Source organism: Pedobacter ginsenosidimutans (assembly GCF_001442625.1).
In the GTDB taxonomy this organism is placed as follows: Bacteria; Bacteroidota; Bacteroidia; order Sphingobacteriales; family Sphingobacteriaceae; genus Pedobacter; species Pedobacter ginsenosidimutans.
Genome location: NZ_LMZQ01000003.1, coordinates 623,757 through 649,538 on the forward strand (window position 1 = coordinate 623,757; position 25,782 = coordinate 649,538).

The following is a 25,782-nucleotide window of genomic DNA, read 5'->3' on the forward strand; positions in this document are numbered from 1 at the left end:
GTTTGGGTTATTGGAGAAAGTTATTTTGTGTTCTTTAACTTATTGAGAAAGTCTACAATTTTTTTATCCGCATAATTGGCCACGCCTTCATGCCTGAAAGACAATCTGCCCTGTTTATCAAAAATAACTGTTGTTGGTAAAGCGCCAGCAAATACTTTTTCAGGAATTTCGCTTTCTACTTTACAAACCGGCATTGCATATTTATGGTCGGCCATGAACTTGCCCGATTTGGCAAAATCGCCATCTGCATCTGCAAAAATGAAGACAATATGTTTATCATCTTTAAACTGAGTATATAATTTATTGATCGATGGCATTTCTGCTCTACATGGCGGACACCAGGTTGCCCAAAAATTAAGAAAAATAACTTTTCCTTTTAAATCGCCAAGATCAATCACATTTCCATTTATATCCTTAAACTGGATTCCGTTGAGGCTCGTTACGATTTCCTTTGGGTTTTCAACTTTTGGCGAATAAAAACCGATTTCCATTAAGCCTTTAATTAAAAATGCTTTTGCATCAGGTACCAAAACAATTACCAAAAGGATAATGATAAATAATGCGTTGAATATATTTTTCCTGATAAACTTCATTAATTGTTCGTTTTACTTATTGTAAATAATAACGAAATGGGCTTCCAATTGGTACTTCAATAATTTATTAGAAGATTTAGCCCCTTCTTACGTTAAACTATTGATTAAATCACCAGTCAAAACAGCGCAAATACAATGTTACTTTGTAAATATATATAATTGCTTAGGAATTACTATTTTTGCCCTGTTGAAAAAGCATAGACAAAACATTAAAAAATATTTATCGGCATTTATGCTGATCGTATTTGCTATTGCTTTAACTCCCTGGAGTGTTCTTCACCACCATAATCCTCTTCCGGTTGTGCAGAAAGAGGTCAACTGTAAACATGTTAGCCACGTGCAGGCCCATGGCGATACCTGTTTAGTCTGTAATGCGAGTTTTGAAAAAAACTACGTACAAACGCACCACATTTACAGAATCTTCTTATCGGCCAAAATTTTTAGCCGAACCGAACCTACCTTAAAAAATGCCTTTACCGAAATAAAGCGCACTTGCTTACGAGGTCCTCCTTTAGCATAATTTTTTCTTTTCAAGCGCATCCGCGCTTAATCAAATTATTTATATGAGAAACTAAAACTAGCTTCATTACGCTATTGCTTTGGTTTTTCTATCATTTTTATTTACTACAACACATGAAAAAATTACAGCTTATTGGCTTAGTAATTCTATATACATTATTAAGCAGCACCGTTTTTGCTGCCGCTTTAAAGAATATAAAAGGTAAGGTTATTGATGCCAGCACCAAACAAACGTTGCCAGGTGCAACCATTTTTATCCCTGATTTAAAAGTTTCGGCCGTAACCAACAATGACGGAGAATTTACATTGAATAACCTTCCTTCAAAAGGAAGTTATCTGATTGAGGTACACTATGTAGGCTATAAAACCGCTACGCAGGTGGTAAACTTTGCCAGCGCAGATGGATTAGAATTTTCTTTACAACCTACCGCAATTGAAACAAAAGAGATTGTAATTACCGGAAGTTTGATCAGCAGTACCAGCAAAAGAAATAGTGCTTCTTCTGCAGTAATTGGCAAGGATCAGCTTTTACAGCCTTCAACCAATTTAATTGATGCGTTAACTAAAATACCCGGTGTATCGCAGATTACTACTGGTCCATCTATTTCTAAGCCTGTAATCAGAGGCTTGGGCTACAACAGAATTGTAACTTTAGATGATGGGATAAAACAACAGGGCCAGCAATGGGGCGATGAGCACGGTATTGAAATCGATCAGTTTAAATCAGACCGCGTTGAAGTTTTACGCGGCGCAGCATCGTTAATGTACGGTTCTGATGCACTCGGCGGTGTAATTAACCTATTAGAGCCAAGTACCGCACCAGAAGGGCAGATTAAAGGTGAATTTATTACCAATTATTCTACAAATAATGGCCTTACCGCTAACTCGTTAATGTTAAATGGTAATGAAAATGGGTTTGTTTGGAGAGCCCGTGGAACATATAAAAATGCTTACTCTTTTAAAACACCAACAGGTTACTTCCCTAATTCGGGCTTTAACGAAACCGATTTAAGTGGTATGGTAGGTTTAAATAAAAGCTGGGGTTATACCCACTTAAATGTTTCGAACTTTCATAACAATATTGGCTTTTATGAGCCAACTTTAGATGACAATGGAAATTTTGTAAAAGAAGATGGAAGTGCTTTTACCAACGATGATTACAAAAACCGTACTTTAGAATACCCTCGCCAGGATATCAGGCATTTTAAAATTGCTTTGAACAACAATTTCATTATCGGTAATGGCAACTTGAAAGCCGATTTTGGCTATCAACAAAACCAACGCCGTGAGTTAGATGGACCAGACCCGGCCCTATTCTTCGATCTTAAAACCTACAATGCAGACCTGAAATACTATATACACGAAACCAATGGATGGCAGCCCGTTTTTGGTGTAAGTGTAGATGATGCACATAGCCAAAATAAAGGAACAGAATTTTTAATTCCAGCTTACGATACTTTTGGTTTAGGCGCTTTTGCTTATGCGAAGAAAAACTGGGAAAATAGTACCTTTAGTATTGGTGCCCGCTACGATTTTAGAAAAAATAACGGAAAACAATTATTTGATGACGGAGAAGAGCTTTTTGCACCTTTCAAAAATAAGTTTTCCAATGTAAGTGGCGCATTGGGTTTTACCCATCAGTTTAATGATGAGCTGAATTTTAAAGCCAATGCAGGTTCTGCATTCCGTGCGCCAAACCCAGCAGAGTTAGGCTCAAACGGTGTGCACGAAGGTACATTTAGATATGAAATCGGTAACTCCGGCTTAAGTCCTGAGCGCAGTTACCAGATAGATGCAGCTTTAGAATACGAAGGAAAAATTGTAAGTGCAAGTGCAAGTATTTATAACAACTACATCCATAATTATATTTATGCTTCCAACAATGGCGAACAAAGAGTAGCTGACGGTACCCTTTATGATGTTTACCGTTACGGACAGGTAAATGCCAACCTTTATGGCGCAGAAGCCAGTTTAACCATCCACCCGGTTCCGTTTATCCACTTCGAAAATACCTTTGGATACGTTCATGCACAGAATAACACTTTAAACAGACCGCTTTCATTTATTCCTGCAGGAACTTTGAGAAACGAGTTGCGTTTCGAGCCTAAGCTTAAAGGAACAAATGATGCATACCTTTCTGTTGGTATCAACTCGGCATTTAAACAAACACGTGTAGATGATGTTTTCGAAACGCCAACCAGCGGTTATACGCTATTAAACGCGGGTATTGGTGCTACATTTAATTTAGGTAAACAGCCAATCAAACTATCTGTTTCGGCCAACAACTTGTTAGATCAGAAATATTATGATGCTTTAAGTAGATTTAAACCAGGCCGTTTTGATCAGGAGAATCCTGATTTAGGTGTTTACAATACCGGTAGAAATATCACTTTCGGATTGTATGTTCCTTTTACGCTGGTAAAATAAACTCACTAAATACCATTTACAGACAAAAAGCGGGGTTGATCAATAAGATCACTCCGCTTTTTGTTTAATACAGTACAGTCGTCATTTCGAGCGGACCCGATAGCTATCGGGTGAAACGAAGTCGAGAACCACGAAGTGCTCAGCGAAGCTAAATCTATCGAGATAGATCTCTCCATTCCGCTACGCTTCATCCGATAGCTATCGGATCGAGATGACGACTCTTTTATTGAAGTCTGGTTGAATACCCTGAAATGAATTCAGGGTAACGACACATGCAATTATTTCTTAAACGTCTCCCTTTTGGCTCTAACATACTGATTTGGCCATTCGGTATTATCACCAAGCACTTGTGCTGCATGTGTAGGGAAATAAGCATCACGTAACGATTCGCGGGCAATAAAAATCAAATCAGCTTTGCCTTGTTCTAAAATTTCTTCCGCCTGCTGCGCCTCTACAATCACGCCTACTGCACCTGTATAAATGCCAATTTCATTTCTGATCTTATCAGCAAAAGGAACCTGGTAATTTGGTCCTGCAGGGATAAAGGCATCAGGAACATTACCACCCGATGAGGTATCGATTAAATCTACACCGCGATCTTTTAACACCGCTGCCAATTGTAACGAGTCGTTCTCGTTCCAGCCACCTTCCGTCCAGTCCGTTGCAGAAATGCGAACAAATAAAGGCAAGTTTTCTGGCCATACCGATTGTACGGCTTCAACCACATCGATCACCAAACGAATACGGTTTTCGAAACTTCCACCGTAAACATCTGTACGTTTATTGCTCAATGGACTAAAAAACTGATGCAACAAATAACCATGTGCAGCATGTATTTCTACTACTTTATAGCCTGCAGCCAATGCACGTTTAGCAGCCGCCCTGAAAGCAAAAACAATATCCTGAATTTCTGAAATCGTTAATTCATGTGGTTCAACCTGTCCTGGCTTAAAAGAAATTGGAGATGGTGCAACTGGTTTCCAGCTGTTTTCACCTGCAGTTAGCTGCTCACCGCCATTCCAAGGCACTTCACAGCTGGCTTTTCTACCGGCATGCGCCAATTGGATACCTGCAATTGCTCCATTATCATGGATAAACGAAACAATCTGTTTTAATTTAGCTACATGTTCATCTTTCCAGATGCCCAAATCGGCATAGGTAATTCTTCCATCGGCAGTTACTGCGGAAGCTTCCTGGATAATTAAACCTGCACCACCAACGGCACGGCTTCCTAAATGCACCAAGTGCCAATCGGTTGCAAAACCATCAATAGCCGAATACTGGCACATTGGGGAAATGACAATTCTATTTTTTAAGGTTACATCCTTTATGGTAAAAGGTGAAAATAATTTAGACATATCTTGTTTGTTTAACCGCAAAGGACGCAAAGTTTTTTCGCAAAGAAATCGAGGACCTTAACCTCTGTGTTCTTTGTGTATTCCTTCTTTTCTTTGCAGTTGAGGTTTAAAAACCTGCGTTCTCTAATTCACTATTAATAAACTGAATTTCTTCAGCGTTTAATTTTACATTTATAGCTTCAGCATTTTGTACAGCTTGTTTTTCATTCCTTGCGCCAACCAAAGCAATGGTAATGCCCGGGCGTTCAACCGTCCAACGCAAAACCAATTGAGATAGGGTAGCATTTTTCTCATCGGCCAACGGTTTTATTTTAGCCAAAAATGCATTTGTTTTTTCGATACTTTCTGGTGTGAAAAATTTATTCCCTTGACGGTGATCACCTTCTTCGAATTTATAATCGGCGGTCATTTTTCCAGTTAACAAACCGCGCTCCATCGGACTATAAGCCAAAACCGATTTATTTTTTTCGATGCAATATGGAACAGTTTCCTCCTCAACACCGCGGTTTACCATGCTAAATGGAATCTGATTGGAAATAATTTCTAGCGTTTGATCTGCCTCTTTTAATTGTGCTATATTATAATTGCATACGCCTGCATAACGCACTTTACCCTGCTCAATCAACTTGTTCACCGCTTCGAAAGTTTCGCTTATCGGTGTGGTTATATCTGGCCAGTGGATCTGGTAAAGATCAATATAATCGGTGCCCAGGCGTTTCAAAGATTGTTCGCATTCATAAATTACACTTTCTTTTCCAGCATATTTATAAATATCGATCTCTTTTCCGTCGTTGTTTTTACTCTTAAAGCCGAAATCGCCTTTGGCCAGATCCCAACGCATCCCGAATTTGGTTACCAGTTGTAATTTATCGCGCGAGATGCCTTTTATCGCATCGCCCACAATTTCTTCACTATCGCCCTGGCCGTAAATTGGAGCGGTATCGATTGATGTAACCCCTAAATCGTAACCAGCTTTAATTGCATTAATCGCATCGTTTCTATCTGTACTTCCCCACATCCATCCGCCGGTTGCCCAGGCACCAAAAGTGATTACTGAAAGTTCCAAATCTGAATTTCCAATTTTTCTGTATTCCATAATTATTTTTTAATGATTTTATCAACCGCATAACTGTTATGCGGCAAGTAAGCGAGTAGTACCGACAAAAATGCCACATGGACGAGTTGAGAAGGCAGTGCCTCCCAATTCTCAATTATTGTTGTTCCGAAAATAAGCGCTAAAGAAATTACTCCCGCAAATAATAATCCTTGCCTTGTAAATAATCCTAATATAATCATTAGCCCCGCTATAAATTCAGCAAACGGCAAAATATAACTGAAGGGAATGACCAATGCATCCGGTAAATACGATTTAGAAAATTGCCCTACCATCCAATGGCTAAAACCTGAAAGTTTTGGTAAACGTACCAAACCATGTCCGAAAAAACTTAAACCAATTGCCAAGCGGCTAAGTAAATATGCCCATTTTGTATCCATACTATATCGATATACTACAAACATACAATCTCCACATTAAGGATGTTTTAATGCAACAATTATTAAACTGATATTTTACCTTTCCGTGGCGTAGACGAGGGCGGAATGCGCGGAATGATGGGCATGAAAACGCTAACCCATATTCGTTTACCGCTAAACTTTTTTCAAAATAATTTGGAGATCATCAAACAACATCATACATTAGTGTATTATTTAACTAATACAGTAGATATGATCAACATTAACAATCTTAATTTTGGCTACAGCAAGCATAAGCCATTATTTAAAAATATGAGCATGCGGTTAAGCAATGGTCATATTTACGGTTTGCTTGGGAAAAATGGAGCAGGTAAATCCACCCTGCTAAAAAATCTTGCCGGTTTGGTATATGCACAGAGTGGCACATTGGATGTGATGGGCTTTAACCCCGCTAAAAGACAGCCTGCACTTTTAGAGCAGATTTGTTTTATTCCAGAAGAATTTTATTTGCCTTCAGTAAAAATAGATGCCTATTTAAAAGCAAACGCTCCGTTTTACAAAAAATTCGATCATGATTATTTTACAGATCTGATTAAGGAATTTGATATTCCTGTTGAACAGAAGCTCATTAACATGAGTTACGGCCAGAAGAAAAAAGTAATTATCGCCTTCGGCCTGGCTACACAGGCGAAACTGGTGATTATGGATGAGCCTACTAACGGTTTAGACATTCCATCAAAGGCACAGTTCAGAAAAATTATGGCTTCTGCTATGACAGATGAACGTTGTATCATCATCTCTACGCACCAGGTTAGGGATTTGGACAATTTGATCGACACGGTGATTATGCTTGACGAAAACGACGTTGCGCTTAAAGCTTCAGTAGAAGAAATTACAGCAAAGCTAACCTTCAAGAAAGTCAAAGAAATCGATGATAGCATCATTTATGCGGAGGCATCACTCTCTGGTTATAATGCTGTTATGCCAAACTATCACCAGGAAGAAAGCAAATTAGATATGGAGCTTCTTTTCAATGCCATACTTGCAGAAAAAATCAAATTTAAACCTTTATTCAGTTAAGCGATGAACAACACATTTAATATCAATCGATTTGGCTTATTGCTTAAAAGACAATGGTTAGATTTTGGAAAAATCTATTTAATCAGTTTTGGCGTATTAGTTGGGGTTTTGACCTTATTTTATGCCATAAACTTAACTGAAGACAATCTAAAATACTTTTCGTCTAACACTTTAAATTTTAGATATCCCCTATTCCTAATCACTGGCTTTCTATTTGTAAGCATTATAGCAAGCAGCTATTTTATACATTTAGGGCAAAAACCTAAAGCCATTATCAACATCCTCATCCCAGCATCAGGTATTGAAAAATTTTTAAGTGCCATATTTTATACCTTAATTATTGCAGTTCCCACTTATCTGTTATGCTTCTACCTAATCGATCTTACTTTTGTTTCATCTATTAGAGCAACGCATACACTAACATCAAGTTATACTGATTATCAAGGCAAAAAAGTAATTATAGATAATGTAGCCTATTTTTTCTCAACCAAAACGGTTAAAGAATTTTATCAGTTTTATTATGTGCCATTCCTGATCAATGCTGTTTTCTTATTGGGTTCTATCTTTTTCCAGAACTTCCATTACATTAAAACGGCTATATCCTTAATGGCATTTGTGACGCTATGGATGACCTCTATAATATTCATAATGAATAAGTTAACCAACAACACCGTTTGGATTGGGGGGCCATATTGGCAAGATGATAACCATGTCTTCTTTGTGATGAGCCTTATGGGCATATTTTTAACATTGGCATTCTGGCTCATCTCATTTATACGTTTAAAAGAAAAGGAGGCTTAAAATGGAATTTAATAATAACAAGGCCATTTACCTGCAGATAGCTGAATACGTTTGTGAGCAGATATTATTGGGCAAATGGAAAACTGAAGATAAAATACCCTCTGTAAGGGAAATGGCAGTAGAACTGGAAGTAAACCCAAATACAGTAATGCGTACCTACGAATTGTTACAGGGCAAAAACATCCTAAACAATAAAAGAGGGATTGGTTTTTTCCTGGCTGATAATACTATCGATCAGGTAAAACAATACCGAAAAACCTGTTTCATCGAAGATGAACTGCCAAACTTATTTAGAAATCTCTATCTATTGGAAATTGATTTCGACGAGTTAAAATCCCGTTATCAAACTTTCGTATCACAAAACTTTAACGCCTAAAAGATGAAAACAAGCAATAAATTATTAATAGGATTGGCAATTGCACTACTTATCATTCCACTAACAGTTATGATCTTGATTGCCAAAGTAAACCGGATCGACAATAAAACCTATAACAAAATGTTGATGGGAGCCGAGACAACAGATGGTGCAGCAGGTCGGTATATCAAAAAATATCCTGTCCAGGCATTTCAAAATGTGGTAATTAATGGCTCAGAATCATCTTATCTTAATATAAAAATAATTGCCAATGATAAGTTTTTGTTTAAAGCAACAAACGATCTTGCTCCTTATATTGAATATAAGGTAGATAAAGATGGGAAACTTCATATATCCTTAAAGGCAGAACGCAATTACCAGCATGGAACATTGCTGATTTTTTCCCCAAACTTAAAAGGAATTACTTTTAACAATGTATCGATTGATGCATTATCGGCTAATACTGATAGCTTAAATGTAGAGATCACAAGAGGTATAAACTTCAAATTTGGTGAGGGTATGAAAATCAAAAATTTGAGCTTGACCAAGAAAACTACATATGATCCAAAATATGTAGTGATACCTGACATAACCATCGAAGATGCAAAAATTGAAAACCTTCGCGTCGACATCAATTCAGGATACTTAACCATAAATAACACGCCGCTCCGAAACGTTGATCTAAAAGTGAAGGATGCAAAAGCTGAATTTAAAAATGAAGAAAATAAGAATATAGGCCCAATAGAAACACTCTCGCTAAATAGCATCGGTAAGAATGATGTGAATTTTCAGCATATCAAGATTAATGCTGCGAAAGGAAATCTTTCCGATGAAACTACCATTCAGATCCCTACTGTTAATTTAAAACAATTGATCAAATAGCATTTTAATGCAGTCAAAACCATACCTATAATTTCTCTCAATATTGTAGATTATACAAAAAGGGCATGATTTTTAAGCTAACTAATTGGCAAAAGTTTAACTTGGGCCAATTAGCTTTTTAGTTTTTACATCAATACCAATTATGAAGAGATATTTTCTTTTATTTGCCCTCAGCCTGTTCGTTTTTAGCCATGTACATGCACAAAAAATAGACACCCTATCTATCACCCTTGATAACGTTAAATACCCATATCCGGTTAAATATTTCCCTATCAATACCGAAGGGCAAGATATTAAAATGGCATATATGGATGTTGCACCAACCGCAGCCGCCAATGGAAAAACAGCAATCCTTTTCCATGGGAAAAATTTTGGAGGTTATTACTGGGGCAATGTAATTAAAGCTTTAACCAACATTGGTTACCGGGTTATTGTACCTGATCAAATTGGTTTTGGCAAATCATCTAAAGCATTTATCCATTACAGTTTCCACCAAATGGCTACCTGGAATAAAAGACTTCTAGATACCTTAGGCGTTCAAAAAACTGTGGTTTTAGGTCATAGTATGGGCGGTATGCTGGCTACTCGTTTTGCTTTGATGTACCCGGAAACAACTGAAAAACTTTTGCTAGAAAATCCAATCGGACTGGAAGATTATAAAACTTTCATACCTTATATCACCACTGCACAACAACACCAAACTGAACTCAAAACCACTGCAGAAAGCGTACGAAAGTATTACCAGGGCTCCTACTTTACCTATTGGAAACCTGAATACGAATACCTGGTGAGTATTGCCGGAGGGGTAACCAATAGTTCCGACTACCCGCGCTGGGCGAAGGTTGCCGCACTAACTTATACCATGATTTATGAACAGCCTGTGGTATACGAATTTCAGAACTTAAAGGTACCCACTGTTTTGTTTATTGGTAAAGAAGACAAAACCATTGTGGGCAAAGGGATGCTTACACCTGATCAACAGGCTTTACATGGTCAATACAAACTTTTAGGAAAGCAAACTGCAGCCAAAATTATCGGCGCTAAAATTATCGAATTTGATGCCTGCGGACATATTCCACACATCGAAATCCCGACGGAATTTCTAGTGGCGTTAACAGGTAGTTTGTAATTTTCTATCAGACCTTATAGGTTTTTGAAACCTATAAGGTCTGCATTAAGATTCCCAATCAACCCGATAACTATCGGGTTGGGAATAACGACAACGTTAAACCTAATTAACCTCTTTCCCTACAATTTTATTAATGCCTTGCATTTCGAAATCTATGTCCTGCCCCATCGATTTCATTTTACCATACAGCTCAACACGGAGGTGGCTGTTAAGTACAATTCCGGTTTTCATATCAAGAGAGGTTTCTCCAGAGTTGGTCCCTTGTAAATCCGTTTCCATCTTATTGCCCATCACTTCAAAACTCCCTTTCGATACGAGGGTACCTTTTACGCCCAGTATGGCAATTCCATCTTTTACCTCTTTCAATGTGTATTGTGTAATTGTTTCAATCGGCATACTCATCTGCATTTTGGTATCAACAGTCCAGCTATCGCCTATTTTAACCGCTTTATCTGGGTAAATTTTAAATGACGATTCCATGGTTTGTTTCACCACCTCGTTGCTAAATTGTTTACTTAAAGCATTTTTAATCTGTTTAACCTGACTGGTGTCTTTAGTCATCCTTGCAGCCATATTATCAAGCATTCTATCTATACCAGCAACTGTTTTAATGCCACCATTAGGGGTTACAGTCATATAAAAAGACGCACCTTTTAAACCGCTAAAAGGATTCTTTTTGGTACTATCCTGATCATCTGAATTAAGGGTCATGGTATTGCCCATCGCAACCGATTTCATAGAAATCCTGTTGTAAGTTACTTTCACATCCTTTTCGCCACTATGGCCTTCTGTAATATCAAAAGTATAATCTGTTCCAATGCTTTGGGTTAAATGTACATCGCGGCCAGCAATTTTCTGGTTAATGATCTGTTCGGAAGTAAGCGTGAAATCGTACTTATAGCCCGTTGGATAATTTTGTCTTAACACATAGGTTTTTTGTGCAAAGGCACTTATAGAGACCAGGCACCAGATAATTGTTGCAAATGTTTTCATTCGAGGATTGATCATTTAACCTGCGGGCTGTTGCGCAAAAATGCGGCTTAACTGAAAATATAATTCCGGATGTTTATCCCTTAACTGTTCAGGTTTTTCAAAGAAATATTCAGAAACCACAGCAAAAAATTCAGCCTGATTGGTGATGGCATATGGATTAATATCCGATTTATTGTCTTCAATTTTCTCCATTTCCTCATGCATCATCTTAATCCATGGCAAAGTATATTCATGTGCAATTAAATTCTCCGGTACACCGTCTGTTGCGCCGTCAGATTTATCTAAAAGGTGTACAAATTCGTGTATAGCCGTATTTTCTTTCCCTGCACTTTTAGAAAAACCATGTCGCAGGGCCGAGCGTGATAAAATCATCTGTCCATTCATATAACCCGTACCCACCATACCCATAATGTTCCTTTCGCTACCTTCAAACTGAAAATCTTTATTAAAAGTATCCGGATACAATAAAACGCTGGTCAAGTTTTTGTATTGCCAATCGTCGAAACCGAAAATCGGGATCACGGCACTCGAGGCAATCAGCAATTCGTCTAATGTTGTCATTTCTAAACCCACCCCTTCTATCTTAACTGTGCTGAAAAACGCGGCCACTTTCTGCTCAAACCTCAGCTTATCGGTCGAATCGAGATTATGGTAATACCCTACATAATCATCCAGTATCTTTTTGTCTACATCCGTTAAAGGATCAATAGCCACCTTCTTTTTTTTAAGGATAAGATAAAGGGCAATTAGAAAAATAGGAATTAAGTAGGCAAGTGGAAGCGAGTTCATAAATGGAATTACACAGATTAGGAGATTACACAGATTGGATGATGGTTTATATTAGCTTTCGATAATTTCTAATTGGGTCAAAACATCCTCACGTGTAACCGGATATGGTTTATTGTTGTTTATTGCTTGATAAACGGCTTCGAAAAGCGGCAAATAACTTCCTACTTCTGATGGAATCATCTCCTCGGTTTTATGGCCTTCAGCATCAATGGTTGTTAATAAACCATCTTTACTTGCGGGCTCAACACCATAGCCCGGATCGGTTAATTTCATACCCGCCAGCAACTGTTCTTCCTGAATATCTGTTCTTTGTTTAATAAAACTTCCGTTTATGCCATGTAAAACAAACCCCGCCTGCGGATTTACCACCAACATACTCGCCGTAACAAAAACTTGCAGACTATTTGGATAACTCAGTTGGATCGAGAAATAATCATCGACCAAAGTACCTACCCTATTTTTACCCAGAATTTTATGGTAACTTAATGGTTTGCCAAACAGACTGATTACCTGGTCTAACAAGTGTGGACCTAAATCGTATAAAAGTCCGCTGGCCGCTATCGGGTTTTCTTTAAATGCCTTTGGGCCAATTACATTACGGTAGCGATCGTAACGCATATGAACTTCAACTAGCTTACCCAGTTTACCACTTTCAATTACCTTTTTCACCGCGATAAAATCACTGTCCCAACGGCGGTTCTGGTAGAAAAAGATTTGTTTGCCTACACTATCGGCAAGCTCAAAAAGTTCTTTTGCCTGTACAGCCGTTGCTGTAAACGGTTTTTCAACCAGAATATGTTTATGTTTGGTTAATGCCGCTTTCGAATGCTCATAATGAAGATTATTGGGCGTATTAATAACAACCAACTCTATTTCTGTATCATTTAAAAGCTCATCAACGCTATTATAACTTGTAATATTAGGGTAATCATTAACCGCATTTTTATGGCTGCGTTCTACTATAGCCTTTAAATTGAATCCACTGTGTGCCTGTAAAAAAGGAGCATGAAAAACCTTCCCCGACATGCCATAAGCTAATAAACCGGCATTAATTGTTTTATTGATATTCGTATCCATAGGTTATAAATGTAGCTAAAAATACAATTACGATTCAAGCTTTAATGTTAAAACAGCAAAGCTTTTACTTAGGCCTTACACCTTTTTACCTTATCTTTGCAAGATATGAAGCCGTCGGAGATTAATGCCAAGTGGAAAGTTTTACAGGAAAAGATTGCAAAGGAATTTGATTCGGATTTTCCTGATTTAAAAGTAATGCTTTTTCTAATTGGTGTTCAGGAATTGGGCAAAGGACCAAAGAAATACAGCAAACGCCAAAAAGAGGAGCTGATGCACATTGCTACCTGCCGTTTATTGAGCGAAATGGGCTTTTATGAGCTTGAAGGTCTAGATCAGGATGGCTGGCCACATTGGAAGTTAATTAAAGCAATACCTCCCTATACCATGCTCGAGCAGGAAATGCTGATGAAATCGCTCGTGGTAAGTTATTTCGAAGATATTTATTCATAATGCGCAATTTTTAGTCGCTTTTGCCTAACGCGATCGTCATGCTGAACTTGATTCAGCATCTTTCCTGCTAGATAGACCCTAAATTAAATTACCTTCTGTGAGCTCGCTCAAGGCACGGTTTACTTCGTAGCTTTCCGCTGCTCTACAGGTCAGGGTGACGAATGATGAAAGAGACCCGATACAAAATTTTTTATTTTTTAGAAAGCAAGGCCGTTTACATCTATTTAAGTTAGTCAGGCTTTTCTCTATATCTTCCAATCCGATGAAGAATCAGAATTGGAAGGATGCCGCTTCATCCGATAGCTATCGGATCCCGTTTAAACCATTCGTTCCTTGCAACTATTTGAGGTTGCAGATCAACTAAAAAAACTTCTGATTTGGCCTCGGTTTGGGTAAGCGAAACTTCGCAAGATTGGCCTGGCCCAGCACCAAACCCAGGTTAATTAAACCTGATAGAAACGGAAAGCCCGTAACGCAGTGGAGGCTTGAAGTGGATAGCAGGGCTTTCGGAACCGATACACACAGGAACCTGATTTTCAAAAAAACCAACTAATTTATTATCTAGTGCCAGATGGTAACATCTGACTGCACAAAAAAACCCCAGTGGATGTACACTGGGGCTGCATTTATAATGACCTCATAGGTAGAGGGAAATTGCGGTATTATCCTTGTTTTTGTGCGCTCGCTTTTAGTGCATCGTTTGCAACAATTACAATCTCTACACGACGGTTAGCTGCACGGCCAGCATCAGTTTCGTTATCTGCAATTGGCTCAGCAAAACCTTTACCAATAGTAACTAACCTTGATGATGGTACACCTTGAGAAACGGCATAAGCTTTAACTGCTGCTGCTCTTCTTTCCGATAAGCCCATGTTATATTGCTCGGTACCACGACTATCAGTATGACCGATAATTTTGATATCAGTATCAGGATATTGATTTAACGAAGAAGCTAAACTCTGGATATTTGTTTTAGCTGCATCTTTTAAAGCTGTTTTATCGAAATCGAATAAAATACCACTGTCGAATTTTACAATAATTCCTTCACCTTCACGAATAACTTCTGCGTTAGGAATAGCTTTCTGGATTTCAGCTGCCTGTCTGTCCATTCTACGGCCGATAAAAGCTCCCGCTGTACCGCCAATAGCACCACCAATTAAGGCACCTACTGCTGTATTACCGGCTTTTTTACCGATCAATGCACCAATAACACCACCAGCTGCAGCACCAATACCAGCTCCTTTTTGTGTTTTAGTTAAACTATCACAACTTTGGAATGCCATCGAACCTACTGCTAACCCTATACTTAATGTTGCTATTCTTACTTTTGAAATACTCATAATAATCTAGATTTATAATTTCTACTCCATATATTCAAACACAATGCCAAAAAGTAACCGAACTGGGTTTTCTATCTATTTTGCCCAAATTTTACTACAAATAAAAATTATACGTATAAAAAAAGAGTCCCGAATAATGGAGACTCTTTAATAATGTATCATTCTTAGTACAAAAATTAAGCGGAGAAATAACTCTCCAACTCTTTCAATGTATTTTCATCTGTTTTAAAATCTTTAATTACCTGCCCTTTTTCAACCAAAATGATCCGGTTACAAACGTCGGTAACATGATTTAAATCGTGACTGGAGATAAAGGTAGTCATGTTTCCTGTTTGCTCTTTCAACAGTTTCTTCAATCGGATCTGCGTGGTTGGATCGAGGTTGGCAAAAGGCTCATCCAAAATTAAGATTTCTGGCTTCTGCATCAGGGCAGCTGCAATTCCTACTTTATTCTGATTTCCTTTGCTAAAATCGCGGATGTATTTTCCACTGTTTAATATTTCTCCATTAAAGAACTCACCGTACTGGCTCAGATAGGCAGAAACATCAGCCACACTTAAGTTATTCAAACTGCCAATAAAAATAAAATACTCCTCCGGGGTTAAATAATCAATCAGAAAACCTTCATCCAAAAATGATGCAGTATAATTCTTCCAGTTATCGTTGTGCATTACATTTTCGCCTTTTGATAAAACCTCGCCATTGGTTGGGCGGATTAAATCTAAAAGCATCCGGAAGAAAGTGGTTTTACCAGCGCCGTTATTTCCAACTAAGCCGACGGTTTCGCCTGCGGTAATCTGCAAATCTTCGATGTTTACAACGATTTTATCGCCATAAACTTTTTGTAAATTCTTAACTTCTAAAATCATAATTATTCTCTAAAGCCTTCGGCTATTTTATAACGTTGTAATTCTAATCTTTTTGCAATGTAATTAACCCAAAAGCCCCGCAACAATAACATGGCCAGACCAAAAACAGATACGGCTATCAACCCCCAATAAGGTTTGTTGAGTATGCCAAATGGTAAATAAATTAATATTGGCGTAAGTGCATAAGGAAACATTAACAGCCATTGTGTAGCACCTGTGCCCTGGTAATTAAAACTTGCTGCTTTGGTAATATCCAGTCTTTTGTAGTTTAGGGTAGCCAGATAAAGCACCACCACAGTTCCAAAACCGATATTATATAAGTAGGCTGCCAGGTGTAAGAGCAATAACTTCGGACTTAAAAACCCGTAAAAACTCGCCAATAAGGTAATAATGGTACAGCCAATGGTAAATAGTAAGAATTTAGCCCTGATGTAATCTTTAAAATTGATTTTATTGGCTAATATCCCGTCAAAATGGGCACTTTGCCATGCAAACATAAACTGGCCATAAATAATGATCGAAACACCTGTCATAAAAATAGCACCAAACATCATTTGTCCGAAAGCATCGCGATCTATTGCTTTTTCTTTATAAAAAATAAAGCCGTAGAACAGAAAGAAGAAACCAAGAATAACCGAAGAACGAGGGCGTTTGTGGCGAAGGATTAATTTCAACTCTAAAGCTGCAAGTTCGCCAACTTTACCAAAGCGGTTAAGGAAAGCATAATCGGTACTACCTTTTTTCTCTTGTTTTGTACTTAATTCTTCTACGTATAAATTTTTACGCAAGAAATTAGAATTGAAGTAAAAAATAGCACCCGCAGCAATTGTAAAGGCAAAACCAAATAAAGGCTGTGCAGCGATGGCTCTGAATACCACATCAGAACCTGCCATGATTGAAATAACCTTATAATATTCTAAAGCAGCAAAGGCAGCAATAACCACCAGGCCTAAAAAGGTATAAAGTGTATTGGTGATCGATTTCCGCTTGATATACAACACCATATAATTATTAAAGATCATGATCGAAAATATCGAAACGATATACATGATGGTGGTAACAGCACCAAGGCTTGGAGCAATTTTGATGAAACAGAACGGAAGAAAAATAAAAAATGGCCAAAGGTTAAATGCCGAGAACAGTGCTTTAACGTTTAAAAATTTAATGATCTTACTCTTCTGGATTTTGAGATGCAGGTAAGGAATGATACTTAATGTTGGCAACTCCTGAAACTGCATGCGCATGATAAAATCGAATGCAAAATAATAGAGGATAATTCCGTTGAAGCTTTTAATTACATCTTGATTTGGGAAAAAGTAGGCCAATAAATGAGACATGCCTAAGCCGGCTCCAAGTGCCAATGTAAAAAAATACAGCATAAAAAAGCCCAAAACAATCTGGCCAGCAATGCTACTGCCCCTGTTTCGCGAACGCCAGAAAGATTTTCTTTGATGGCTTAAAAAAGTACTCAGCATATTTAGTTTAGGTGTTTGATTTTAGTCAATATATCTATTAGTATGCATTCAGCAGAAAATGTTACACTAATATTTGTATTTGTCTTTCCAGTTCTGCTTAAGCTTTTCACGCAACTTCTCTTCTGCAGGGTTTTTCCCCGGATCGTAGAGTTTAGTGCCGCTTAATTCTTCTGGAAAATATTCTTGTGGCGAAAAATTGCCTTCATATCCGTGCGAGTACTGGTAATCTTTTCCATAACCGATATTTTTCATCAGTTTGGTTGGTGCATTACGGATATGCAAAGGCACGGGCAAATTTCCGGTCTGCTTAACCAAGGCCTGTGCTTTGTTAATGGCCTCATAAGATGCGTTACTTTTAGGCGAACTGGCCAGATAGGTTACACACTGCGATAAGATGATCCGTGCCTCCGGATAACCGATTACGTTCACCGCAGTGAAACAGTTATTGGCCAAAAGCAGGGCATTAGGATTGGCATTGCCAATATCTTCTGAAGACAAGATCAGTAACCTACGGGCAATGAACAATGGATCTTCACCTCCTTCTATCATCCGGGCCAGCCAATAAACAGCAGCATTGGGGTCGCTGCCACGGATGGATTTAATAAAGGCAGAAATGATATCATAATGTTGCTCTCCCGCTTTATCGTATAACGCAAGGTTCTGTTGCGCATGTGCCAGCACATTTTCGTTGGTGAGTACGATTTTGTTTCCGCCGATGCCATTAATGGCAATTTCGAGCACATTTAACAATTTCCGCGCATCACCGCCCGATAAACGGATCAATGCTTCGTGCTCTTTTATGGAAATATTCTTCGCTGAAAGAATGCTATCTTTTTTAATGGCCGTTTCCAATAAACCCGCTAACTCCGTTTCGGTTAAGGATTTTAAAATGTAAACCTGGCAACGGGAAAGTAAAGCGGAGATCACCTCGAAAGATGGATTTTCGGTTGTTGCGCCAATTAAGGTAACTAAACCTCTTTCTACTGCGCCCAATAAACTGTCTTGTTGCGATTTACTAAAACGGTGAATCTCATCAATAAACAAAATGGGAAGGCCTAAAAAACTATCCTTCAGCTGTGCTGCCCGATCTATAACGTCTCGAATATCTTTCACACCACTGTTAATGGCGCTTAAGTTAAAAAACGGACGATCTAATGCCTGCGAAATGATATAGGCCAAAGTTGTTTTACCCACACCTGGAGGTCCCCAAAAAATCATGGAGGGGAGCTGACTGCTTTCGATCGCTTTGCGTAAAACCGCACCTTCTCCAACTAAATGTTGTTGACCAACATATTCATCGAGATTTTGAGGGCGCATACGTTCGGCTAAAGGAGGCAGGTTTTGCATAATGGTAAATATATAAAAATTGAGTATTTTGTTTGTCGATAATTTACTAACCAAATATTGAAAGCATAACTCTTTTAAAACAAAAGGACGGATGCTTTAGTTTCTAACTTATTACTATGGACATTAAAAACTTAGATCACCTTGTACTAACGGTTGCCAATTTAGAAAGCACCTGCAGATTTTACAGCCTTGCCCTGGGAATGGAAATTATCGAATTTGGCGAAAACAGAAAGGCTTTGAAATTTGGGAATCAGAAAATTAACCTGCACCAATATGGAAGTGAGTTTGAACCAAAAGCTTTCAAACCCATGCCTGGAACGGCCGATCTATGTTTCATTACCGATTTTCCCTTACACGAAGTGATGCAGGAACTTAAAGAAAAATGCATCGAAATTGAAGAAGGCCCTGTAGAGCGCACCGGCGCCAACGGGAAAATTATCTCTATTTACCTCCGCGACCCCGATATGAATTTAATTGAGGTGAGTAATTATTTGTAAATGTATTGTTAGTTTTTTGCCATGGAAGCACTGAATAACACGGAAATATTATTTACCAATGATAGGCTTATATAGAAAAGTCGTCATCTCGACTGAAGCAACGCGGAGCGGAGAGATCTTTGAACTATTGATTTATGCAATAAATTAAAATTCAGGATGACAATGCTTTTTTATTATAAGTAAAGCAAGGCTAGTCGTGCTTCGGTTCCGTTAGCCCCGCCATTCGCTACAATCTTTTTGTGTCTGTCTTCCTGAGTTTATCGAAGGAGCAACAAAAAGGATTTTCGCTACTGTCGGGTTTATTCCAATTATAGCAGCAGCATTTGGCCATCTAAACCCGATCAAAGCGAGATGCCGATATTTCATCGGCAGAAGCGGGAGCGGGACTGCTCTTACCCAAAAGCTACCGAAACTGCTTTCCAAAAAATAACGGTTTTAAAAAGTAATTAAACTATTCGAGAAATCTGCAATTACATTTAACAATAGATATTTCTCCATTCCGTTGCACTTCAGTCGAAATGACGACAGATGGCACAAAAAGTCTAATCCTCAATCTTTGAGTGGTGCTTGGTATCTTTCATAGTAGTATATAAAATCAGTGAGATTAATATACATCCGGTTACATACCAGTAGAAATAATTTTCATGACCAATATTTTTAAACCTAAGCGCAAAATATTCTGCCGTTCCACCGAAAATGGCAACAGTTAAAGCATAAGGTAAACCCACACCCAAAGCCCTGATTTCGGCTGGGAACAGTTCTGCCTTAACTACGGCATTAATACTCGTGTAACCGCTCACAATAATCAAGGCACCAATCATCAGCAAGAATATGATAGTCGTATTGGATTCTCCAGCCAAACCGGTTAAAATGGGATAAGTACATAAAGTACCGAGCACACCAAAACCAATTAATAAAGGTTTACGCCCAATTTTATCCGATAACAGGCCGAACAAAGGCTGCATAATGGCAAAAACCAACAGCGAAATGAAGGATAAGGTTGTGGAGGTTTCTTTACTAAGATGTACCGTATTGACCAGAAATTTCTGCATATAAGTACTAAATGTATAAAAGGCAATCGTTCCGCCCAAAGTTAAACCTACTACGGTAAAAACTTCCTTTGGATATTTCATCAGTACCGCAATGCCGCCTTTTTTGTCTGCCGAGCTTTTGCTTTTAAAGGCCGAGGTTTCGTCGATATGCCTCCGTAGGTACAGCGCGATGAAAGAAAGTATGGCGCCGATAAAAAATGGAATCCGCCAGCCCCATTCATGCAGTTCGGCAGGTGTAAGCAACCAGTTTTGCAAGATTAATTGAATACCCAAAGCCAGTAACTGCCCACCAATCAGGGTTACATATTGAAAGCTCGAATAAAACCCTCTATGTTTTTTGGTGGCCATTTCGCTGAGATAAGTGGCAGAAGTCCCGTATTCGCCGCCAGTACTCAATCCTTGTATCAACCTTGCAAAAATGAGTAATAAAGGAGCTGCTATCCCAATCTGTTTGTAACCTGGGGTTAAACCGATAATTAATGATCCTATTGCCATAATAAGTACAGAAAGTGTCATCGAACGTTTTCGTCCTAACTTATCTGCAATGCTGCCAAACAACCAGCCACCGATAGGCCGCATTAAAAAGCCTACTGCAAAAATACCTGCAGTATCTAATAATTGTGCGGTTGGATTACTATTCGGGAAAAAGGCAGGAGAAAAATAAAGGGCAAAGGCAGAATAGGTATACCAATCGTACCACTCAACAAGATTACCAACCGAACCGCCAAATATAGATTTTAACCGATATTCCACATCCTTAATTTCGTTCTGTTGTAATGCTTTTCCCATGGAGAATGATTGAATATTGATTGAATGAAACTTAAATCTATAACAGTTGTTAATCAAAAATATGATAATTTCATAAAGAAAGAGCGGAGTTGTTTTTCATCCCGATCCAGCTCACTCCTTCCATCATTCAAAATTCAATCGCTACAGCAATGAAAGATAATTTTTCTACCCAATCTGCCGATTACGCCATTTACCGACCAACTTATCCGCAAGAATTGTATGACTATCTATTTTCGCTGTTAAAAAACAAAGAAACGGCCTGGGATTGTGCTACAGGAAACGGTCAGGTTGCGCGTGTATTGGCCCAACATTTTGATGCTGTTTATGCAACGGATATCAGCGAGAATCAATTAAAAAATGCATTGCAGCTGCCTAATATTACTTACAAAGTGGAACCAGCGGAGCAAACATCAGTGGGTAATGCCAGTTTCGATCTGATTACGGTAGCCCAGGCCATCCATTGGTTTAATTTCGAGGCATTTTATGCCGAGGTAAAAAGAACACTAAAACCAGATGGCCTTTTTGCAGTAATCGGTTATGGCTTAATGTTTATCGATAAAAAAGTAGATAAAGCTGTACATAAACTCTACGAAGATATTTTGGGTAAATATTGGGATAGCGAACGCCGTTATATTGAAGAAGGTTATAAAACCATTCCCTTTCCCTTTGAAGAGATCATTGCTCCTCATTTTCAGATTAAAACCACCTGGAATTTTAACCAGCTGATTGGCTATTTAAATACCTGGTCTTCTTTGCAGCATTATAAAAAGGCGAATGAACGCAACCCATTAGAGTATATGTTTACCGAGCTAAAAGAAGCCTGGGGAGATGATGCTGAGAAAGCTGTTCATTTCCCGGTTTTATTGCGAATTGGACGGTAGGTTTAACCACTGAGCAAACAGAGATAAGGCACAGAGAACACTGAGTTCGGCATGTAATTGGTCTCTCTACTCGCTCTGTGAAAACTCAGCGATCTCTGTGGTTAATTAACCTTTAGTAATTCCAGAATAAAACGGATAGGCAGGCGGGTTTAACCACAGAGGCAACAGAGATAAGGCACAGAGGGCACTGAGTTAATTTTCAGTTGGGATAGCCAATAGCCTCTATATTCTCTGTGAAAACTCGGTGATCTCTGTGGTTAATTAAACTTCTATTTCAACAATTCCAGAATACCTAAAACAGTAAGTTTCTTCTGTTCGCCGCTTTGCATATCTTTTAGGGTAAGTTCTCCACTTGCAATTTCATCTCCACCAATTAAAATTACATAGGGGATGTTCTTCGCATCAGCATAGGCCATTTGTTTTTTTAGTTTCGCCGAACTTGGGTATAACTCTGCTGAAATACCTGCATTTCTGAATTGCTGAACAATTGGCAAAGCATATTTTTCAGCTTCTGCATCAAAATTACTGATCAACACTTTTGTGCCAACTTCTGCTGAGGCGGGGAAAAGGTTCAACTCTTCCAATACGTCGTAAATGCGATCGGCGCCAAAAGAAACACCAACTCCGGTTAAATCTTTTAAACCGAACATGCCTGTTAAGTCATCGTAACGGCCGCCGCCACCAATGCTACCCATCGCTACCTCGTTGGTTTTAACTTCAAAAATACAGCCGGTATAGTAGTTTAAACCTCGGGCTAAAGTAATATCCAATTCCAGTTTAGCCGTTAATGGCAAACCGTAAGAATTTAAACTTTCTACGTATTCGAAAACCTGTTCAATTTCTGCCACACCCTTTAAACCTGTTTCTGATTGTGCCAAAACAGTTTTCAAACTAATCAGTTTTTCTTCGTTGGCGCCTTCTAACAAAATTACCGGACGGAGTTTTTCTAAATCCGCTTCAGTAAAACCACGTTCTAACAATTCTTTACTTACGCCATCTAAACCGATTTTATCTAATTTATCGATGGCTACGGTCATATCTATAATTAAATCTGGTTTACCAATAATTTCAGCAATACCCGATAAAATTTTTCTGTTGTTGATTTTTATGCTGAAATCTTTCAAACCCAGTTTGCTCAAAGCTTCATTGTAGATTAAAATAAATTCAGCTTCGTTCAATAAACTTTCAGATCCCACCACATCCACATCGCATTGGTAAAATTCACGGTACCTGCCTTTTTGCGGACGGTCTGCACGCCAAACCGGCTGAACCTGAAAACGTTTGAAAGGTAAGGTGATCTCGTGCTGGTGCATTACTACATAACGTGCAAATGGCACTGTTAAATCGTAACGCAAGGCTTTTTCAGAGATTAACGGAATCAGTTTGTTGCTATTATCTTCATCTGCAAAATCGAAGGATTTCTTTTTTGGATCTTTAAGAAATTCGCCGCTGTTTAAGATTTTAAAAATCAGTTTATCGCCTTCATCGCCATACTTTCCGGTTAAAGTAGAAAGGTTTTCGAAACTTGGGGTCTGGATTTCGGCGTAACCATATTTTCTGAAAACCGTTTTAATGGTATCGTAAATAAAGTTGCGTTTTACCATTTCAACCGGAGAAAAATCGCGGGTACCTTTTGCTAATGAGGGTTTAATAACTGACATAGCCGCAAAAGTACAAAAATGTAAGGTTTAAACCTCGCAGGTTTTTAATGGTCTGGTTAAAAATTTTGAGTTATTAAATCTACAAATACTAATTGGCAGCTGAAAATTGCCAATTGGTTTGGGCGTTTCCCAAGCTGCGCAAGGGCCGGGCTTTCCAGGGCTGCGCTTCGCTCCGGTACCGATGAAGGATCGGTACTGAACCCTTACAATCCCTAACGCGAACTTGCCGCTTTGTTCATGAGGCCTACTTCCCCAGCACCTCTTTTACCATTTCTCTATTTGGTTTACTCACCGGAATTTTATCGCCACTATCCATTAAAAGTGTTCCACCATCTTCCTTGAGCCAGCTTTTTACAAATTTCGGGTTAACCAGATGGCTTTGGTGTGCCCGTACAAAACCGTGGGGTTTTAGCAGGTCGGAATATTCTTTTAATGATTTCGAAATCAACAGCTGACCGCCGTCTCTAAAAAAGAAGTTGGTATAATTGTTATCTGCCTCGCATCTTATGATTTCTTCGATACCAACATATCTAATTTCATTCTGTTGAGGCAGCGCTATCCTGGGATTTCCTTTAACCACTTCCTTTTTGTCGATTCTTTCTTCAATTGTAGGGTTTTGGTAAGCTAGCGGAGGTGCAAAGTTTATGGCTACTGTATTCGGAGCAGCGTTGGATGAAATATTACGGTTTTTTTTAATCAAAAAGTAAATCAGCATAAAAATGCCACCAAAAAACCCAAAAAAGACAAGGCCCGTTACCAAAAGCATTATTATTTCGAGTGCACCTAACATAGCAGCATGAGCTGCCTGTATGCCATACACAACAATAAAAGTTGCACCGAAAATTATCTTATTTTTCATTTTCTACCCGCTTAGATCTTTTGAATAAATATAGACATAAGAAAACAAAACCGATCATTACAGCTATTGAGACAAAGCCGACCATAATAAGAAGAATTATTTCGGGTCCACCAATAGTTGCAGCATGGACAATTTGCAGGCCTAGAAAAATGATAAAAAAGAGTAAAAATAATAATTGTTTCATGTTGATTGATTTAAATGGTTCACCGAAAGTAGTGACGCGTTATCCATTTAAAAATAAACATTGAGAATCGGGCATCTTATGGTGAGTATTGGCAGGTAGGCATTTAGTATTACATTAAGCCTCGCAGGTTTCAGAAACCTGCGAGGCTTAATGTAAGTTACTTTCCCAACATATCTTTTACCATTTCTCTATTCGGTTTAGATACCGGGATTTTATCGCCATTGTTCATCAGCAACATACCACCATCTTCCTTAAGCCAGCTTTTTACAAATTTCAGGTTAGCCAAATGGCTTTGATGTGCCCGCACAAAACCGTGGGGTTTTAGCAGATCGGAATATTCTTTCAGTGGTTTCGAAATCAAGATTTTATCACCATTTGCCAAAAAGAAAAAAGTGTAAGTGTTATCGGCCACACAACGAATAATATCATCCACTGAAACATAACGGATTTCGTGCTGCTGTGGCAAGGCAATTTTAGGTGTACTGGGCTCGTTCTTCTTGATCTGGCTCAGTAAAAAATTGAGCTGTTCGCCATGTATTTTGCTTTTGATCCTGATTTCGGCCTTTTCAACAGCTGCTTTTAATTCGTCAGGATCTACAGGCTTGAGCAAGTAATCCAAGGCAGCAAATTTTACCGCCTGGATACCATAATTATCATAAGCTGTTACAAAAACTACTTCAAAAGTTTTCTCTATAAGTTGGTTTAACAAATCGAAACCGGTTGTCTTACCCATCTGGATATCGAGGAAAAGTAAATCCGGGTGGTGGAGATTAACCTTGGCAAAGGCATCATCAATATTACTGGCAATGGCTACCACCTTAATATTTGGGCAATGTTTATCCAGTAAAATCTTCAGATTTTCTAAATTGGCTGCTTCATCGTCTACTAAAATTGCCCGCATC

The 25,782-nt window shown here is 38.5% G+C and carries 25 protein-coding genes; 9 read left to right on the forward strand and 16 right to left on the reverse strand.

The features are described 5' to 3' along the window. Positions 1 to 20 precede the first annotated feature (20 nt). A complete protein-coding gene (locus ASU31_RS06820) occupies positions 21 to 593 on the reverse strand; it encodes a TlpA family protein disulfide reductase (protein ID WP_057931602.1) in 573 nt (190 codons plus the stop codon). Positions 594 to 1,226: 633 nt separating this feature from the next. Here ASU31_RS06820 and ASU31_RS06830 point away from each other — a divergent pair. Further along, positions 1,227 to 3,539: a TonB-dependent receptor gene (locus tag ASU31_RS06830; RefSeq protein WP_057931604.1), complete on the forward strand. Its 2,313-nt coding sequence runs from the start codon at positions 1,227 to 1,229 to the stop codon at positions 3,537 to 3,539. Positions 3,540 to 3,817: 278 nt separating this feature from the next. On the opposite strand, the gene ASU31_RS06835 is transcribed toward ASU31_RS06830, so the two are convergent. From ASU31_RS06835 to ASU31_RS06845, 3 genes are all read right to left on the reverse strand, one after another. Beyond that, positions 3,818 to 4,897, reverse strand: a complete 1,080-nt coding sequence (locus tag ASU31_RS06835) for an NADH:flavin oxidoreductase/NADH oxidase (RefSeq protein ID WP_057931605.1) — start codon at positions 4,895 to 4,897, stop codon at positions 3,818 to 3,820. 106 nt (positions 4,898 to 5,003) lie between these two features. Further along, positions 5,004 to 5,993 (reverse strand): aldo/keto reductase, encoded by a 990-nt coding sequence (locus ASU31_RS06840; protein ID WP_057931606.1) that lies wholly within the window; start codon positions 5,991 to 5,993, stop codon positions 5,004 to 5,006. Positions 5,994 to 5,995: 2 nt separating this feature from the next. Beyond that, positions 5,996 to 6,391, reverse strand: a complete 396-nt coding sequence (locus ASU31_RS06845) for a DoxX family protein (protein ID WP_057931607.1) — start codon at positions 6,389 to 6,391, stop codon at positions 5,996 to 5,998. A 231-nt stretch (positions 6,392 to 6,622) separates the two neighbouring features. Between ASU31_RS06845 and ASU31_RS06850 the strand changes: the two genes are divergently transcribed. From ASU31_RS06850 to ASU31_RS06870, 5 genes are all read left to right on the forward strand, one after another. Then, positions 6,623 to 7,450, forward strand: coding sequence for an ABC transporter ATP-binding protein (locus ASU31_RS06850; RefSeq protein WP_057931680.1), 828 nt, complete (start codon positions 6,623 to 6,625; stop codon positions 7,448 to 7,450). Between the two features lie 3 nt (positions 7,451 to 7,453). Next, positions 7,454 to 8,251 (forward strand): hypothetical protein, encoded by a 798-nt coding sequence (locus tag ASU31_RS06855; RefSeq protein WP_057931608.1) that lies wholly within the window; start codon positions 7,454 to 7,456, stop codon positions 8,249 to 8,251. Between the two features lies 1 nt (position 8,252). Continuing rightward, a complete protein-coding gene (locus ASU31_RS06860) occupies positions 8,253 to 8,627 on the forward strand; it encodes a GntR family transcriptional regulator (RefSeq protein ID WP_057931609.1) in 375 nt (124 codons plus the stop codon). A gap of 3 nt (positions 8,628 to 8,630) precedes the next feature. Next, positions 8,631 to 9,488, forward strand: coding sequence for a DUF4097 family beta strand repeat-containing protein (locus tag ASU31_RS06865; protein ID WP_057931610.1), 858 nt, complete (start codon positions 8,631 to 8,633; stop codon positions 9,486 to 9,488). A 142-nt stretch (positions 9,489 to 9,630) separates the two neighbouring features. Beyond that, on the forward strand, positions 9,631 to 10,617 hold the full coding sequence (locus tag ASU31_RS06870; RefSeq protein ID WP_083505286.1) for an alpha/beta fold hydrolase: 987 nt from the start codon (positions 9,631 to 9,633) through the stop codon (positions 10,615 to 10,617). A 102-nt stretch (positions 10,618 to 10,719) separates the two neighbouring features. On the opposite strand, the gene ASU31_RS06875 is transcribed toward ASU31_RS06870, so the two are convergent. From ASU31_RS06875 to ASU31_RS06885, 3 genes are read right to left on the reverse strand one after another with little or no spacing between them, the layout of a single operon-like run. After that, positions 10,720 to 11,610 (reverse strand): DUF6263 family protein, encoded by an 891-nt coding sequence (locus ASU31_RS06875; protein ID WP_057931612.1) that lies wholly within the window; start codon positions 11,608 to 11,610, stop codon positions 10,720 to 10,722. A gap of 15 nt (positions 11,611 to 11,625) precedes the next feature. Then, a complete protein-coding gene (locus ASU31_RS06880) occupies positions 11,626 to 12,399 on the reverse strand; it encodes a M90 family metallopeptidase (protein WP_057931613.1) in 774 nt (257 codons plus the stop codon). 51 nt (positions 12,400 to 12,450) lie between these two features. Beyond that, a complete protein-coding gene (locus ASU31_RS06885) occupies positions 12,451 to 13,476 on the reverse strand; it encodes a Gfo/Idh/MocA family oxidoreductase (protein ID WP_057931614.1) in 1,026 nt (341 codons plus the stop codon). 105 nt (positions 13,477 to 13,581) lie between these two features. On the opposite strand from ASU31_RS06885, the gene ASU31_RS06890 reads away from it, so the two are divergent. Beyond that, complete coding sequence (locus ASU31_RS06890) at positions 13,582 to 13,926, forward strand: hypothetical protein (protein WP_057931615.1); 345 nt, start codon at positions 13,582 to 13,584, stop codon at positions 13,924 to 13,926. A 662-nt stretch (positions 13,927 to 14,588) separates the two neighbouring features. Here ASU31_RS06890 and ASU31_RS06895 read toward each other — a convergent pair. The 4 genes from ASU31_RS06895 to ASU31_RS06910 all read right to left on the reverse strand — a co-directional run bounded on the left by ASU31_RS06895 (position 14,589) and on the right by ASU31_RS06910 (position 18,957). Next, positions 14,589 to 15,266, reverse strand: a complete 678-nt coding sequence (locus ASU31_RS06895; protein WP_209434965.1) for a YiaD family glycine zipper/OmpA-like lipoprotein — start codon at positions 15,264 to 15,266, stop codon at positions 14,589 to 14,591. Positions 15,267 to 15,442: 176 nt separating this feature from the next. Then, entirely contained in the window at positions 15,443 to 16,135 is a 693-nt protein-coding gene (locus ASU31_RS06900; protein WP_057931617.1) for an ABC transporter ATP-binding protein, read from the reverse strand. A gap of 2 nt (positions 16,136 to 16,137) precedes the next feature. Next, complete coding sequence (locus ASU31_RS06905) at positions 16,138 to 17,610, reverse strand: DUF5687 family protein (RefSeq protein ID WP_057931618.1); 1,473 nt, start codon at positions 17,608 to 17,610, stop codon at positions 16,138 to 16,140. 66 nt (positions 17,611 to 17,676) lie between these two features. Further along, a complete protein-coding gene (locus tag ASU31_RS06910) occupies positions 17,677 to 18,957 on the reverse strand; it encodes a replication-associated recombination protein A (protein WP_057931619.1) in 1,281 nt (426 codons plus the stop codon). A 116-nt stretch (positions 18,958 to 19,073) separates the two neighbouring features. Here ASU31_RS06910 and ASU31_RS06915 point away from each other — a divergent pair, with 116 nt between their 5' ends. Further along, positions 19,074 to 19,454, forward strand: a complete 381-nt coding sequence (locus tag ASU31_RS06915; protein WP_057931620.1) for a VOC family protein — start codon at positions 19,074 to 19,076, stop codon at positions 19,452 to 19,454. Between the two features lie 542 nt (positions 19,455 to 19,996). Here ASU31_RS06915 and ASU31_RS06920 read toward each other — a convergent pair. Then, positions 19,997 to 21,295 carry an MFS transporter gene (locus ASU31_RS06920; RefSeq protein WP_057931621.1) on the reverse strand — a complete coding sequence of 433 codons (1,299 nt, stop codon included), beginning with the start codon at positions 21,293 to 21,295 and terminating at the stop codon, positions 19,997 to 19,999. Positions 21,296 to 21,444: 149 nt separating this feature from the next. Here ASU31_RS06920 and ASU31_RS06925 point away from each other — a divergent pair, with 149 nt between their 5' ends. Then, positions 21,445 to 22,176, forward strand: a complete 732-nt coding sequence (locus tag ASU31_RS06925; protein ID WP_057931622.1) for a class I SAM-dependent methyltransferase — start codon at positions 21,445 to 21,447, stop codon at positions 22,174 to 22,176. 269 nt (positions 22,177 to 22,445) lie between these two features. Here ASU31_RS06925 and hisS read toward each other — a convergent pair whose 3' ends face one another. The 4 genes from hisS to ASU31_RS06945 all read right to left on the reverse strand — a co-directional run bounded on the left by hisS (position 22,446) and on the right by ASU31_RS06945 (position 25,781). Continuing rightward, entirely contained in the window at positions 22,446 to 23,837 is a 1,392-nt protein-coding gene (gene hisS, locus ASU31_RS06930) for a histidine--tRNA ligase (RefSeq protein WP_057931623.1), read from the reverse strand. 244 nt (positions 23,838 to 24,081) lie between these two features. After that, entirely contained in the window at positions 24,082 to 24,696 is a 615-nt protein-coding gene (locus tag ASU31_RS27165; RefSeq protein WP_083505287.1) for a LytR/AlgR family response regulator transcription factor, read from the reverse strand. Continuing rightward, on the reverse strand, positions 24,686 to 24,880 hold the full coding sequence (locus tag ASU31_RS06940; RefSeq protein WP_057931624.1) for a hypothetical protein: 195 nt from the start codon (positions 24,878 to 24,880) through the stop codon (positions 24,686 to 24,688). The genes ASU31_RS27165 and ASU31_RS06940 overlap by 11 nt, the downstream gene beginning before the upstream one ends. A 157-nt stretch (positions 24,881 to 25,037) precedes the next feature. Next, positions 25,038 to 25,781 (reverse strand): LytR/AlgR family response regulator transcription factor, encoded by a 744-nt coding sequence (locus ASU31_RS06945; RefSeq protein ID WP_057931625.1) that lies wholly within the window; start codon positions 25,779 to 25,781, stop codon positions 25,038 to 25,040. Between the last annotated feature and the right edge of the window lies 1 nt (position 25,782).